General features: G+C 59.6%; 10 protein-coding genes. 1 reads left to right on the forward strand and 9 read right to left on the reverse strand.

The features are described 5' to 3' along the window. Complete coding sequence (purL, locus tag ACYZTR_RS22970; protein ID WP_461974085.1) at positions 1 to 3,897, reverse strand: phosphoribosylformylglycinamidine synthase; 3,897 nt, start codon at positions 3,895 to 3,897, stop codon at positions 1 to 3. A 274-nt stretch (positions 3,898 to 4,171) separates the two neighbouring features. On the opposite strand from purL, the gene mltF reads away from it, so the two are divergent. Next, the gene (mltF, locus tag ACYZTR_RS22975; protein ID WP_461974087.1) at positions 4,172 to 5,632 is read left to right on the forward strand and encodes a membrane-bound lytic murein transglycosylase MltF; all 1,461 of its coding nucleotides are present in this window, start codon (positions 4,172 to 4,174) and stop codon (positions 5,630 to 5,632) included. Between the two features lie 119 nt (positions 5,633 to 5,751). Here mltF and pdxJ read toward each other — a convergent pair whose 3' ends face one another. From pdxJ to lptF, 8 genes are all read right to left on the reverse strand, one after another. Then, positions 5,752 to 6,498, reverse strand: a complete 747-nt coding sequence (gene pdxJ, locus ACYZTR_RS22980; protein WP_461974089.1) for a pyridoxine 5'-phosphate synthase — start codon at positions 6,496 to 6,498, stop codon at positions 5,752 to 5,754. A 122-nt stretch (positions 6,499 to 6,620) separates the two neighbouring features. Beyond that, positions 6,621 to 7,310, reverse strand: a complete 690-nt coding sequence (gene recO / locus ACYZTR_RS22985; RefSeq protein ID WP_461974091.1) for a DNA repair protein RecO — start codon at positions 7,308 to 7,310, stop codon at positions 6,621 to 6,623. A 173-nt stretch (positions 7,311 to 7,483) separates the two neighbouring features. Continuing rightward, on the reverse strand, positions 7,484 to 8,386 hold the full coding sequence (gene era, locus ACYZTR_RS22990; protein ID WP_461974093.1) for a GTPase Era: 903 nt from the start codon (positions 8,384 to 8,386) through the stop codon (positions 7,484 to 7,486). Then, the gene (rnc, locus tag ACYZTR_RS22995) at positions 8,379 to 9,068 is read right to left on the reverse strand and encodes a ribonuclease III (protein WP_282382559.1); all 690 of its coding nucleotides are present in this window, start codon (positions 9,066 to 9,068) and stop codon (positions 8,379 to 8,381) included. Before rnc ends, era begins: the two co-directional genes overlap by 8 nt. A gap of 184 nt (positions 9,069 to 9,252) precedes the next feature. Continuing rightward, a complete protein-coding gene (gene lepB / locus ACYZTR_RS23000) occupies positions 9,253 to 10,107 on the reverse strand; it encodes a signal peptidase I (RefSeq protein ID WP_461974095.1) in 855 nt (284 codons plus the stop codon). Between the two features lie 5 nt (positions 10,108 to 10,112). Continuing rightward, positions 10,113 to 11,912, reverse strand: coding sequence for a translation elongation factor 4 (lepA, locus tag ACYZTR_RS23005; RefSeq protein WP_461974097.1), 1,800 nt, complete (start codon positions 11,910 to 11,912; stop codon positions 10,113 to 10,115). A gap of 171 nt (positions 11,913 to 12,083) precedes the next feature. Next, complete coding sequence (gene lptG / locus ACYZTR_RS23010) at positions 12,084 to 13,145, reverse strand: LPS export ABC transporter permease LptG (RefSeq protein WP_461974099.1); 1,062 nt, start codon at positions 13,143 to 13,145, stop codon at positions 12,084 to 12,086. Further along, positions 13,138 to 14,256 (reverse strand): LPS export ABC transporter permease LptF, encoded by a 1,119-nt coding sequence (lptF, locus tag ACYZTR_RS23015; protein ID WP_449643005.1) that lies wholly within the window; start codon positions 14,254 to 14,256, stop codon positions 13,138 to 13,140. The genes lptG and lptF overlap by 8 nt, the downstream gene beginning before the upstream one ends. Between the last annotated feature and the right edge of the window lie 109 nt (positions 14,257 to 14,365).

The raw sequence follows: 14,365 nt of genomic DNA on the forward strand, positions 1-14,365 counted from the left end.
TTAGTTCACCCACACGCGAGCATTACGGAACATACGCATCCAAGGTGCGTCTTCGTTCCAGTCTTCCGAACGCCACGAGTTCTGCACCGCGCGGAACACACGCTCCGGGTGCGGCATCATGATCGTCACGCGACCGTCGCGGCTGGTCAAACCGGTAATCCCGCGCGGCGAGCCGTTCGGGTTGGCCGGGTAGTTTTCGGTGACCTTGCCATGGTTGTCGACGAAACGCATCGCCACGCAACCCGACAGATCGGCTTCCAGCAACGCTTCTTCGCTGGCGAACTCGGCATGACCTTCACCGTGAGCGATGGCGATCGGCATGCGCGAACCGGCCATGCCCTGCAGGAAGATCGAGTTCGACTCCTGAACCTGAACCATCGCCACACGCGCTTCGAACTGCTCGGAACGGTTACGCACAAAGTGCGGCCAGAACTCGCTGCCCGGAATCAGCTCATGCAGGTTGGACATCATCTGGCAACCGTTGCACACGCCGAGGGTGAAGCTGTCGTTACGTTCGAAGAAGCCCTGGAACGCATCGCGAGCGCGGCTGTTGAACAGCGCGGACTTGGCCCAGCCTTCGCCGGCGCCCAGTACGTCGCCGTAGGAGAAACCGCCGCAGGCCACCAGACCTTTGAACTCGTTCAGGTCGACACGTCCGGCCAGAATGTCGCTCATGTGCACGTCGATCGCATTGAAACCGGCGCGGTCGAACGCGGCCGCCATTTCCACTTGACCGTTGACGCCCTGCTCACGCAATACGGCAACTTGTGGGCGAATGCCTTTCTTGATGTAAGGCGCGGCGACGTCTTGGTTGACGTCGTAGCTCAGCTTGACGCTCAAGCCCGGGTTGTCTTCTTCCAGCAGCACGTCGAATTCTTGCTCGGCGCAGTCGGCGTTATCACGCAGACGCTGGATCTGGTAGCTGGTTTCAGCCCACTGACGTTGCAGCAGGCGACGCTGACCTTCGAACACGGTTTCGCCGTTGAAGGTGATGTTGATCTGGCCGTTGTTCATCGGCTGACCGACCACCGAAACGCAGTCACCCAAACCGGCCGCGCTGAACTGCGCGAGGATGTCCGGGGTGGCGTCTTGGCGAACCTGAATCACGGCGCCCAGTTCTTCGTTGAACAGGATCGCGGCGATGTCGGCGGAGGTTTCTGCCAGACCGTCGAGGTTCAGGCTCAGGCCGCAGTGACCGGCGAAGGCCATTTCCACCACGCTGGTCAGCAGACCACCGTCGGAACGGTCGTGGTAAGCCAGCAGGTGACCGTCGGCGTTGAGGCCCTGGATCACCGCGAAGAAGGCTTTGAGGTCTTCGGAATCGTCAACGTCCGGCGCTTGCGAGCCGAGCTTGCCGTGAACCTGGGCCAGGATCGAGGCGCCCATGCGGTTCTGGCCATGGCCCAGATCGATCAGGATCAGGTCGGTGGTGCCCTTGTCCATGCGCAGCTCCGGCGTCAGGGTCTGACGGATGTCAGCCACAGGCGCGAAACCGGTCACGATCAGGGACATCGGCGACGTCACGGTCTTGTCGACGCCTTCGTCGTTCCATCGGGTGGCCATGGACATGGAGTCCTTGCCCACCGGAATGGTGATGCCCAGCTCAGGGCACAGTTCCATGCCGACCGCTTTCACGGTGTCGTACAGACGCGCGTCTTCACCCGGGTGGCCGGCGGCGGACATCCAGTTCGCCGACAGTTTGATGTCGGAGATCTTGTTAATGCGCGAAGCCGCGATGTTGGTCAGGGTTTCGCCGATGGCCATGCGACCTGACGCCGGAGCGTCCAGCAGTGCCAGCGGAGTGCGCTCGCCCATGGCCATGGCTTCACCGGTGTAAACGTCGAAGCTGGTCGCGGTGACGGCAACGTCGGCCACCGGAACCTGCCACGGGCCGACCATCTGATCACGGGCAACGAGGCCGGTGATGGTGCGGTCGCCGATGGTGATCAGGAAGCTTTTGCTGGCCACGGCCGGGTGATGCAGAACGCGCTCGACGCAGTCTGCAATTTCCAGCGTGCTTGGATCGAAGTCGTCGCCCAGTTCGTTTTCGCGAACGGCCGAACGGTGCATGCGCGGGGCTTTGCCCAGCAGCACTTCGAGTGGCATGTCCACCGGGCTGTTGCCGAAGTGGCTGTCGGTGACCGTCAGTTGCGGCTCGGCAGTGGCTTCGCCGACGACGGCAAACGGGCAACGCTCACGTTCGCAGATCGCCTGGAAGCGTTCGAAGTCAGCCGGGCCGACCGCCAGAACGTAGCGTTCCTGGGATTCGTTACTCCAGATTTCGTGCGGGGCCATGCCCGGCTCGTCGTTTGGAATGTTGCGCAGTTCGAAGCGACCGCCACGGTTGCCGTCGTTGACCAGTTCCGGGAAGGCGTTGGACAGACCGCCCGCGCCCACGTCATGGATGAAGCTGATCGGGTTGTGTTCACCCAACTGCCAGCAACGGTCGATGACTTCCTGGCAGCGACGTTCCATTTCCGGGTTTTCGCGCTGAACCGAAGCGAAGTCCAGGTCCGCCGAGCTGGTGCCGGTGGCCATCGAGGAAGCCGCGCCGCCACCGAGACCGATCAGCATCGCCGGGCCGCCGAGCACGATCAGCTTGGAGCCAACAGTGATCTCGCCTTTCTGCACGTGTTCGGCACGGATGTTACCCATACCGCCGGCCAGCATGATCGGCTTGTGGTAACCGCGAACTTCGTCGCCACGCGGGGTGGTGATCGACTGTTCGAAGGTACGGAAATAACCGGTCAAGGCCGGACGACCGAATTCGTTGTTGAACGCGGCGCCACCCAGTGGGCCTTCGATCATGATGTCCAGCGCGGTAACAATGCGCTCAGGTTTGCCGTATGGCACTTCCCACGGCTGTTCGAAGCCAGGGATCAGCAAGTTCGATACGGTGAAACCGGTCAGGCCAGCTTTTGGCTTGGCGCCGCGACCGGTAGCGCCTTCGTCGCGAATCTCGCCGCCGGAGCCGGTGGACGCGCCCGGGAACGGGGCAATCGCGGTCGGGTGGTTGTGAGTTTCGACTTTCATCAGGATGTGCACCGGTTCCTGCACCGCGCCGTACTGACGGGTTTCAGGGTCCGGGAAGAAACGGCCGGCGATGTTACCGACGATCACCGAAGCGTTGTCCTTGTAAGCCGACAGCACGCCTTCGCTGTGCATCACGTAGGTGTTCTTGATCATGCCGAACAGGCTTTTTTCCTGGCTCTGACCGTCGATGTCCCAACTGGCGTTGAAGATCTTGTGACGGCAGTGCTCGGAGTTCGCCTGGGCGAACATCATCAATTCGATGTCATGCGGGTTGCGCTTCAGGCCGACGAAGGCGTTGACCAGGTAGTCGATTTCGTCTTCGGCCAGGGCCAGGCCCAGCTCGGTGTTGGCCTTTTCCAGCGCGGCGCGGCCGCCACCCAAGATGTCGATCGCGGTCAGCGGCTTCGGCTCGGCGTGGCTGAACAGGCCGGCGGCTTGTTCGAGGTTGCCCAATACGATCTGGGTCATGCGGTCATGCAGCGCATCGCAGATCAGCTGCGCTTGGGCGTCGCTGAACTGGCCGGCGACGTAGAACGCAATGCCGCGTTCCAGGCGCTGGATTTTCGTCAGCCCGCAGTTGCGAGCGATGTCGCTGGCTTTGCTGGACCATGGCGAGATGGTGCCGAAACGAGGCAACACCAGGAACAGACGACCGGTCGGCTCCTGGACTGGAACACTTGGGCCGTACTTCAGAAGGCGCGCGAGCACCTGCTGTTCGTCGCCGGTCAGGACGCCGGTGACTTCGGCGAAGTGAGCGAATTCAGCATACAAGCCGCTGACAGCCGGGACTTTCTGGCTCAGTTGCTCAAGGAGTTTGCTGTGGCGAAAGGCAGAAAGGGCAGGAGCGCCGCGCAGGATCAACATCTTCGGGACAGCCTCGGGAAGGGGTGTGCTTTGAGGCCGTGCATTCTAGCCTAAACAGCCCGCGACATCACCCGAAACGGTACGGGCGGCTACACCCGGGCGTCGGGCCGGGTGTTTGGGCCTGAAACAAGGGAGTGCCAGGGGTTATTTTTGCCGTCACACATTAGCGTCCGAGCCCATTCCTGCGGGCTCCACGCGGGTTTATCGCTCTCTAGCAGACAAGCCCTTCGCTGTCGAGATATGGCGCTCGTGGTCCTTTGCGTATACTGCGCAAATGTTTTCCCCAACGGCTTTGCGTCCGCGGTACGCCAAATGGCTGATCGCAACCGGACTCTTCCTGATGCTCAGTGGCTGTGTTGATAAACCCAACACGCTGGAGCGCGTAAAGGAGGATGGCGTGCTGCGGGTGGTTACCCGTAACAGCCCCGCCACCTACTTTCAGGATCGCAACGGTGAAACCGGCTTCGAATACGAGCTGGTGAAGCGCTTCGCCGACGATCTGGGGGTGGAACTCAAAATCGAAACCGCCGACAACCTCGACGACCTGTTCAATCAGGTGGGCAAACTCAACGGCCCAGTGATCGCTGCTGCCGGCCTGGTCAGCAGCGAAGTACGCAAAAAGCAGGTTCGGTTTTCCCACTCCTATCTCGAAGTCACCCCGCAGATCATCTATCGCAACGGCCAATCGCGGCCCACCGATGCGAAGGATCTGGTGGGCAAGAAGATCATGGTGCTCAAGGGCAGCACCCACGCTGAGCAGTTGGCGGAGCTGAAAAAGAAATACCCCGGCATTGATTACGAAGAGTCCGACGCTGTTGAAGTCGTCGACCTGCTGCGGATGGTCGATGAAGGTCAGATTGATCTGACCCTGGTCGACTCAAACGAAGTGGCGATGAATCAGGTCTACTTCTCCAAGGTGCGGGTAGCCTTCGACCTTGGTGACGCCAGCAACCAGAGCTGGGCCGTGGCCTCTGGCGACGACAACAGCTTGCTCAACGAGATCAACGCCTACCTCGACAAGGTGAAGAAGAACGGCACCCTGCAACGCCTGAAAGACCGCTATTACGGGCACGTCGATGTTCTCGGTTACGTGGGCGCCTATACCTTCGCCCAACACTTGCAGCAACGGCTGCCCAAATACGAACAGCACTTCAAGGCGTACGCCAAGAAAGAGAAAGTCGATTGGCGCCTGCTGGCCGCGGTCGGCTATCAGGAATCGTTATGGCAAGCGGCCGTCACGTCGAAGACCGGCGTGCGCGGCCTGATGATGCTGACCCAGAACACCGCGCAGGCCATGGGCGTCTCCAATCGACTGGACCCCAAACAAAGCATCATGGGCGGCGCCAAATACCTGGCCCAGATGAAGGATCAGCTGGATGAGTCGATTCAGGAACCGGATCGCACATGGTTTGCACTGGCGGCCTACAACGTTGGCAGCGGTCACCTGGATGACGCACGCAAACTGGCGGCCAAGGAAGGATTGAACCCGGACAAGTGGCTGGACGTGAAGAAGATCCTGCCGCGTTTGTCAGAGAAGAAGTGGTACAGCAAAACTCGTTACGGCTACGCCCGTGGCGGCGAACCCGTTCACTTCGTGGCGAACATCCGCCGCTACTACGACATCCTGACGTGGGTAACGCAGCCGCAACTTGAAGGCAATCAGGTCGCTGAGGGCAACTTGCATGTGCCGGGGGTCGACAAGACCAAGCCGAATCAGGAAACCCCACAGCTCTGACACTGATCGTTCCCACGCTCTGCGTGGGAATGCATCCTCTGACGCTCTGCGTCAGCTCTTGAAGCGGAACGCGGAGCGTCCCCGGCGGCATTCCCACGCAGAGCGTGGGAACGATCATCTTAGCCTTTCAAAGCCGCGGCCAGGATCAATGCCTTCATCTCCGAAACAGCCGACTTGAACCCGACAAACAACGCATGCGCCACCAGCGCATGGCCGATGTTCAGTTCGTTGATGCCCTTGATCGCCGCGACCGCTTCAACGTTGTGATAGTGCAAACCATGGCCGGCATTGACGATCAGGCCTTGAGCCAGACCAAACGCAACGCCATCCGCCACACGCTTGAGCTCTTCAGCCACTTCGGTCGGCGTCTCGGCATCGGCGTAACGACCGGTATGGAGCTCGATGGCGGGCGCGCCGACACGACGGGACGCTTCGATCTGCCGCTCGTCAGCATCAATGAACAGCGACACTTCACAGCCGATCTTTGACAGGCGATCCACCGCTGCTCTAATCCGGACTTCCTGCCCCGCCACGTCCAGGCCGCCTTCAGTCGTCAGCTCCTGACGGGTTTCCGGCACCAGGCAAATATGCGCCGGACGAATCCGCTCGGCGAACACCATCATCTCTTCGGTAACGCCCATTTCGAAGTTCATGCGGGTTTGCAGTACATCCTTGAGCAGCAGCACGTCGCGCTCTTGAATGTGCCGACGGTCTTCGCGCAGGTGCACGGTGATGCCGTCAGCGCCCGCCTCTTCCGCGTCCAGTGCTGCCTTGACCGGATCCGGATAGCGCGTGCCCCGGGCCTGACGCAGGGTGGCAACGTGGTCGATGTTCACGCCAAGAAGAATGCGATTGCTGGTGGTCACGGAAGCGCTCCTGAAAATGGAAAAGTTCGGCGCACAGCATACACGGGGAGATAGGGTCTGTTGACGCTTGGTGATGGCCGCGATGGGCGCCCATCGCGGCCACCACCAAGCGTCAACAGACCCTACGGCTTGCGAAACAACTCGCGACTGACCAAGGGACGGCCGCCCAGATGAACGGCCAATGCCTGACGCATCAATCGCTTGGCTGCCGATAGCGCGCCTGGGGCTGACCAATCTGCATCGGCCATGGCCAACAGCTCGGTGCCATTGAACAGTCCGGGTTGCAGCAGGTAGACCCGTTCGAGCCCCGCATCCACTTGCAAACGATAGAGACCGTCCGGCGCGATGGGCTCGTCGTGGACGTCAATGGTCAGGGCAAAGCCGTAACCCAAGTCGTCAAGCAGCCGCCATTCGAAGGAACGCAACAACGGTTCCAGCGGACGGCCCTCGGCCAGCGCAAGCAGGGTCGCGGCGTAGTGATCAAACACGCCAGGGTGCGGGTCTTCGGCGGGCAACAGGCGGATCAGCAGTTCATTGAGGTAGAGGCCGCTGAACAAAGCCTCACCGTTGAGCCAGGTTGAAACACCGGCGGCTTCCATTCGACCAACGTTCTTCAGCTCACCCCGCCCCCGAAACTCCACTTCCAGCGGCACGAACGGTCGGGCCAATGTCCCGGCCTTGCCCCGCGCACTACGCAATACCGCCCGCAGCCGACCTTGCGGCGTGAGGAAATCCACCAACGCGCTGTTTTCGCGGTAGGCGCGGCTGTGAAGCACGAAGGCGGGTTGGCCGATGGGATGGGTTTGGGACATGGAAGTCAGCGTTCTCAATGAGTCAGCACAGATTTATAAACTACCCAAAACCAATGTGGGAGCGAGCTTGCTCGCGATGAGGACCTGACATTCAACATTGATGTTGACTGGCAGACCGGTATCGCGAGCAAGCTCGCTCCCACAGGGTACTTCGGTGTAACAGGAACCGAGTATTACAGGTCGCCGTAACCCAGCGAACGCAAGGCGCGCTCGTCGTCGGACCAGCCGCCTTTCACTTTCACCCAAAGATTGAGCATGATCTTGGAGTCGAACAGCAGTTCCATGTCCTTGCGCGCCTCGGTGCCGATACGTTTGATGCGCTCGCCCTTGTCGCCAATGATGATTTTCTTCTGGCCGTCGCGCTCAACGAGGATCAAGGCATGGATGTGCAGGGTTTTGCCCTGCTGCTTGAACTCTTCGATTTCGACGGTGATCTGGTACGGCAGCTCGGCGCCCATCTGGCGCATGATTTTCTCGCGCACCAGTTCAGCGGCGAGGAAGCGGCTGCTGCGGTCAGTGATCTGGTCTTCCGGGAAGAAGTGATCGTTTTCCGGCAGGTAACCGGCAATCACACGCTCCAGCGCTTCGAGGTTGTGCCCGTGCTGGGCCGAGATCGGCATGATTTGCGCGTTCGGCAACTGTTCCTGCAACCAGGTCAGGTGCGGCATCAGCTCGGATTTGTCTTCGATGCGGTCAGTTTTGTTCAGCGCCACGATCAGCGGGCCGGTCACGTATTGAACGCGTTCGAGGACCATCTGGTCTTCGTCGGTCCACTTGGTGCGGTCAACCACGAAGATCACCACGTCGACGTCTTTCAACGCCGCCGAAGCGGTCTTGTTCATGTAGCGGTTCAGAGCTTTCTCGCCACCTTTGTGCATGCCGGGCGTGTCGACGTAGATCGCCTGCACGGTGCCTTCGGTCTTGATGCCGAGCATGTTGTGACGAGTGGTCTGAGGCTTGCGCGAGGTGATCGCCAGCTTCTGACCGAGGATGTGGTTCAGCAGCGTGGACTTGCCCACGTTGGGACGGCCGACGATGGCGACATAGCCACAGCGAGTTGCAGTTGAATCAGTCATGGCCATTCTCCACGCCCAGGGCAATCAGTGCTGCGGCGGCCGCTACCTGTTCGGCAATACGACGACTCACACCCTGACCTCGGCTTTTTTCATTCAGTAAGGTGATTTCACATTCGACGAAGAACGTCCGGCAATGCGGCTCACCCTGGATATCCACCACTTCGTAACGCGGCAGCTCACAACCCCGCGACTGCAGGAACTCTTGCAGGCGGGTTTTTGGATCTTTGTTGGTGTCGACCAGTGTCAGGCCTTCGAACTCCCCGGTCAGCCAGGCCAGCACGCGTTCGCGTGCCATGTCCATGCCGGCGTCCAGGTAGATCGCACCGATCAGCGCTTCAAGGGCATCGGCCAGAATCGACTCGCGACGGAAACCGCCGCTTTTCAATTCACCGGAACCCAGGCGCAGGTATTCGCCCAGATCGAAACCGCGGGCCAGTACGGCCAGGGTCTCGCCTTTCACCAGGCGTGCGCGCAAACGCGACAACTGGCCTTCGCGGGCCAACGGGAAGCGATCGAACAGCGCCTCGCCAGCGACGAAGTTAAGGATGGCATCACCGAGGAATTCCAGGCGTTCGTTGTTACGCCCGGCAAAGCTGCGGTGAGTCAGGGCCAGGACCATCAGTTCCTGATCCTTGAAGGTGTAGCCGAGCTGACGCTCGAGACGGCTTAAGGAGACGCTCACGGTTTACCCACGCTGAGTTCGTGGTTGGATTCCACCGCCATCGCCGTAATGCGGCGCAGGCTTGGGACAATTAACGCTGTGTTCAAAAATTACGTCCTGAATATCATTGTTTTCATGCTACTGGCGCCGATTGTGTCGACTCCAGAAATGCATTCGGCGCTGTGTTCAACAGCGCCGTGTGTGATTACTTGATCAGGCCAACCCGCGAGAAATTCGGCAGGTGGCTGAGTTTAGGTTCCGGCCAGCTCATCCAGACTGCGAAGGCCTTGCCGACGATATTCTTGTCGGGAACCATGCCCAGCAGATCCTTGGGAATACTCGGATCATCCCAGTAGCGACTGTCGTTCGAGTTGTCGCGGTTGTCGCCCATCATGAAGTAGTGCCCGGCCGGCACGGTCCACGAATGGTCCGGCGTTGCGCGGTAACGGCTCATTTCCTTGCGGATCAGGTGCTCGGCGACGCCAAGTTTTTCCTTGTAGAGCTCAGCGCTGCCCAACGTGCCCGGCTCGGAGCCGACCAGTTGTTGGGCAATCGACTCACCGTTGACGAACAGACGCTTGTCGGCGGTGTAACGAATCTGGTCACCCGGCAGGCCCACCACACGTTTAATGTAGTTGACGTTCGGGTCGCTCGGGAAGCGGAACACCATCACATCGCCGCGCTGTGGATCACCCACTTCGATGACTTTCTTGTCGATCACCGGCAAGCGGATCCCGTAAGAAAACTTGTTCACCAGAATGAAGTCGCCAACGTCCAGGGTCGGTTTCATCGAGCCGGAAGGAATCTGGAACGGTTCCACCAGGAACGAACGCAGTACCAGCACGATGAACAACACCGGGAAGAACGACTTGCCGTATTCGACCAGCAGCGGCTCTTTGTTCAGTTTCTCGACGACCACCATGTCAGCCTGGCTGACACTCCCCTGATAGGAGTTGATGGCAGCCCGGCGCCGTGGCGCCAGGAACAGCAGATCGAGCAACGCCAACAGGCCGCAGACGAACACGGCGATGACCAGCAACAGCGGGAAATTTAGTGACATAGGACCTAACTATCCAACCTGAGCACTGCAAGGAAGGCTTCTTGTGGAATTTCCACGTTACCCACTTGCTTCATGCGTTTTTTACCGGCCTTTTGCTTTTCCAACAGCTTGCGCTTACGGCTAACGTCACCACCGTAGCATTTGGCCAATACGTTCTTTCTGAGCGCCTTGACAGAGGTCCGCGCAATAATCTGCCCGCCAATGGCGGCCTGGATTGCGACGTCGAACATCTGACGTGGAATCAGTTCTTTCATCTTCTCGGTCAACTGGCGACCTTTGTAGTGCGCGTTATCCTTGTGCACGATCAACGCCAGGGCGTCGACCTTGTCACCGTTGATCAGCACATCCAGTTTCACCAGATTAGCCGATTGATAACGATCGAAATGGTAATCCAGCGAAGCATAGCCACGGCTGGTGGATTTCAGACGGTCGAAGAAGTCCAAAACCACTTCGTTCATCGGCAAATCGTAGGTCACTTGAACCTGAGTACCGAGGAACAGCATGTCGTGCTGTAGGCCACGCTTCTCGATGCACAGGGTAATGACGTTGCCCAGGTGCTCTTGCGGCACAAGAATATTGGCCCGCACGATGGGTTCACGCATGTCCTCGATCGAGGACAGGTCTGGAAGCTTCGACGGGTTGTCGACGTAAATCGTTTCACCGGTTTTCAGCAACAGCTCGAAAATTACCGTCGGCGCTGTGGTGATCAGGTCCAGGTCGTACTCGCGCTCCAGGCGCTCCTGGATGATTTCCATGTGCAGCATGCCGAGGAACCCGCAACGAAAACCGAAGCCCAGGGCGTCGGAGCTTTCCGGGGTGTATTGCAGGGACGAGTCGTTGAGCGTGAGCTTTTGCAGGGCTTCACGGAAATCTTCGAAGTCGTCGGAGCTGACCGGGAACAGGCCGGCGTACACCTGCGGCTGGATGCGTTTGAAACCGGGCAACACGTCGACGTCTGGCGTGGTGTTCAAGGTCAGGGTGTCACCCACCGGTGCACCGTGGATGTCCTTGATGCCGGCGATGATGAAGCCCACTTCGCCGGCCTTCAGGTCGACGGTGGCGGTGTGTTTCGGGTTGAACACACCGACGCTGTCCACCAAGTGGATCTTGCCGGTGGATTTAACCAGGATCTTGTCGCCCTTCTTCACACGACCGTGGCGCACGCGCACCAGGGAAACAACGCCCAGGTAGTTGTCGAACCAGGAATCGATGATCAACGCTTGCAGCGGATCTTCATAGTTGCCGGTCGGCGCAGGAATGGTCTTGACCAGGCGCTCGAGCACTTCGTCGACACCCTGGCCGGTCTTGGCACTGCACTCGACCGCGTCGGTGGCATCGATACCGATGATTTTTTCGATTTCTTCTTTGACGCGGTCCGGATCGGCCTGAGGCAGGTCGATCTTGTTCAGGACCGGCATGACTTCCAGGCCCTGCTCAATCGCGGTGTAGCAGTTGGCAACCGACTGCGCTTCAACGCCCTGACCGGCATCGACCACCAGCAACGCACCTTCACAGGCCGCCAGCGACCGGCTGACTTCATAGGTGAAGTCGACGTGGCCCGGGGTGTCAATGAAGTTCAACTGGTACTTGATGCCATCGCGAGCGGTGTAATACAGGGTGACGCTGTGGGCCTTGATGGTGATCCCGCGTTCACGTTCCAGGTCCATGGAGTCCAGAACCTGGGCTTCCATTTCGCGCTCGGCAAGGCCGCCACACATCTGGATGAAGCGATCGGCCAGCGTCGACTTGCCATGGTCAATGTGGGCGATGATGGAGAAATTGCGGATATGACTCAAATCACTCACGGATCAACACTCAAAAAGGCTGCAGGCATAGCCCGCCGAAAAATAGCCGGGAATTGTACCTGATCCACGGCGCAAGCGTCACGTTCGCAGGTCAGACGGCGGATACAAAAACGCCCCGGTCTTGCGACAGGGGCGTTTTGAGTGGCCAGCAAGGTCAGTAGAAACCCGTGATCAACCGGCCCTGCGCAATAACCAGACCCCGGCCAAGGCACAAACGCCCGCCGGAACAAGTACCGCAAACAGTGGCGAGAAACCGAAGACCAGGCTCGAAGGACCGAGCAGATCCTGAACGATGCGGAAAGTGAAGCCCACCAGCACGCCAGTGAACACCCGCTGCCCGAGGGTCACCGAGCGCAGCGGACCGAAGATGAAAGAAATGGCCATCAGTACCAGGGCTGCAGTGACCAACGGCTGCAACACCTTGACCCAAAATGCCAGCCAGTAACGGCCATTGTTCAGGCCCTGGTCAGCCAGGTAGTGGATGTAACCCCACAGACCGCTGATCGACAACGAATCGGGGGACATCACCACAGTGCTGAGTAGCTGCGGGCTCAGCGCTACGTCCCAGCGCTCGACAGGAGTGCTCACCACTTCAGTGCTCTTGTCATGGAACAGCGTGGTCGTGACTTCGCTCAGCTGCCAGTGATCCGTGTCGAACTCCGCACGCTTGGAGAAGCTCGCCGACAGCAGGTGCCGCTCCTTGTCGAAGCGATAACGGGTGACGCCATACAACAGACCATTGGGCTGCACGGAGTTGACGTGAATGAACTCGTCACCCTGACGGTGCCACAGACCGTGCTTGGCACTTTGTGCGTCACCACTGCCCTGAGCCAGCGAGCGGTTGGCCTGAGCGGTGCTTTCGGTCGCCGGCGCCACGTACTCGCCAATCAACACGCCCACCACCATCAGGACCAGCATTGGCTTCATGACCGCCCAGACGATTCGCCCGATCGACACGCCCGCAGCGCGCATGATGGTCAGCTCGCTGTGACTGGCCAGACTGCCGAGGCCGATCAGGCAGCCGATCAGCGCCGCCATCGGCAACATGTCGTAAAGACGTCGCGGGGCCGTCAGCAGAACGTAACTCAACACATCAACCAGGGTGTAGGTATCGCTGACGTCACCCATCTCGTCGATGAAGGCAAACAACGTTGCCAGACCAAGAATGATCCCCAGTACCGCCAGAATCGCCACGAACACGCTGCTACCAATGTAGCGATCGAGCTTATCCACGAGCCACCTCCTGCGCGCTGCGGCGACTCGCCATCTTCAGCTGCAAGGGTTCCCAATAGAGCAAGCCCAGGCCGATGGCCAGGAAGATTGCATGCACCCACCACAACCCAAGAGCAGGCGGGATCTTGCCCTTTTCAAGGGCGCCGCGAGCAGCAATCAGGATGGACAGGTAAGCCATATAAAGAAGAATCGCCGGCAGCAGCTTGAGGAAGCGACCCTGACGCGGGTTGACCCGCGATAACGGCACCGCCATCAAGGTCACGATGAAGACCAGCAATGGCAAGGACAGACGCCATTGCAGTTCGGTACGCGAACGGATGTCGTCACTGCCCAGCAACGAGGCGGTGGTCATTGCGTCACGGTCGGTCACTTCGTCACTGACGTCCGGCTTGGGCAGCAATACGCCGTACTCGTCGTATTTGATCGCCCGATAGTCGGCCTGGCCTGGATTGCCGTCATAGCGATAACCGTTGTCGAGAATCAGGTAACGGTTACCGTCCGGGCGAATTTCCTGACGGCCCCTCTCGGCCACCAGCACGGAAATTCCACGGTCCTTCTTATCGGACGAGACGTTCTTTTGCGAAATGAAGACGCCGCCGAGGTTAACGCGGTCATCCGACAGCGTTTCGGTGTAGGTCACCCGCGTGCCGTCACGCAAAGCCTGGAAGCGTCCCGGTTCCAGGGTGTCGAACTCGGTCAGGGCATCCTGCTTGTTCAACAGCAACTGGAATTGATTGGCGCCTTGTGGCGCCAGGCTCAGGCTCAGCCATGCCACCACCAGTGCAACCAGGGTGGCTGGAAAAAGGGTCATGGTAAACAGACGCTGCTGGCTCATGCCGGTGGCAGACAGCACCGTCATTTCACTTTCAAGGTACAGGCGACCGTAGGCCAGCAGGATTCCGAGAAACAGGCCCAGAGGCAAAATCAGTTGCAGGAAACCCGGCAGACGGAAGCCCATGATCAGGAATAGCGAGCCCGGATCCAGGAGGCCAGAGGCCGCCTGGGCGAGGTACTTGATGAAGCGACCGCTCATGATGATGACCAGCAGCACAGCGCTGACGGCGCTCAAGGTCAACAGGACTTCGCGGGATAGATAACGGAAGACGATCAAACCAGACACTCCAGGGTTGTCAGGCTAAGGCGGCCAAACAAGCAAACGCATCAGCCGGCTCGAAGGGCAGAGCCGCCGAAAAAGATGCGCATTATCCTGTGATTGAGCG

It is taken from the genome of Pseudomonas sp. Hz4, assembly GCF_054898165.1.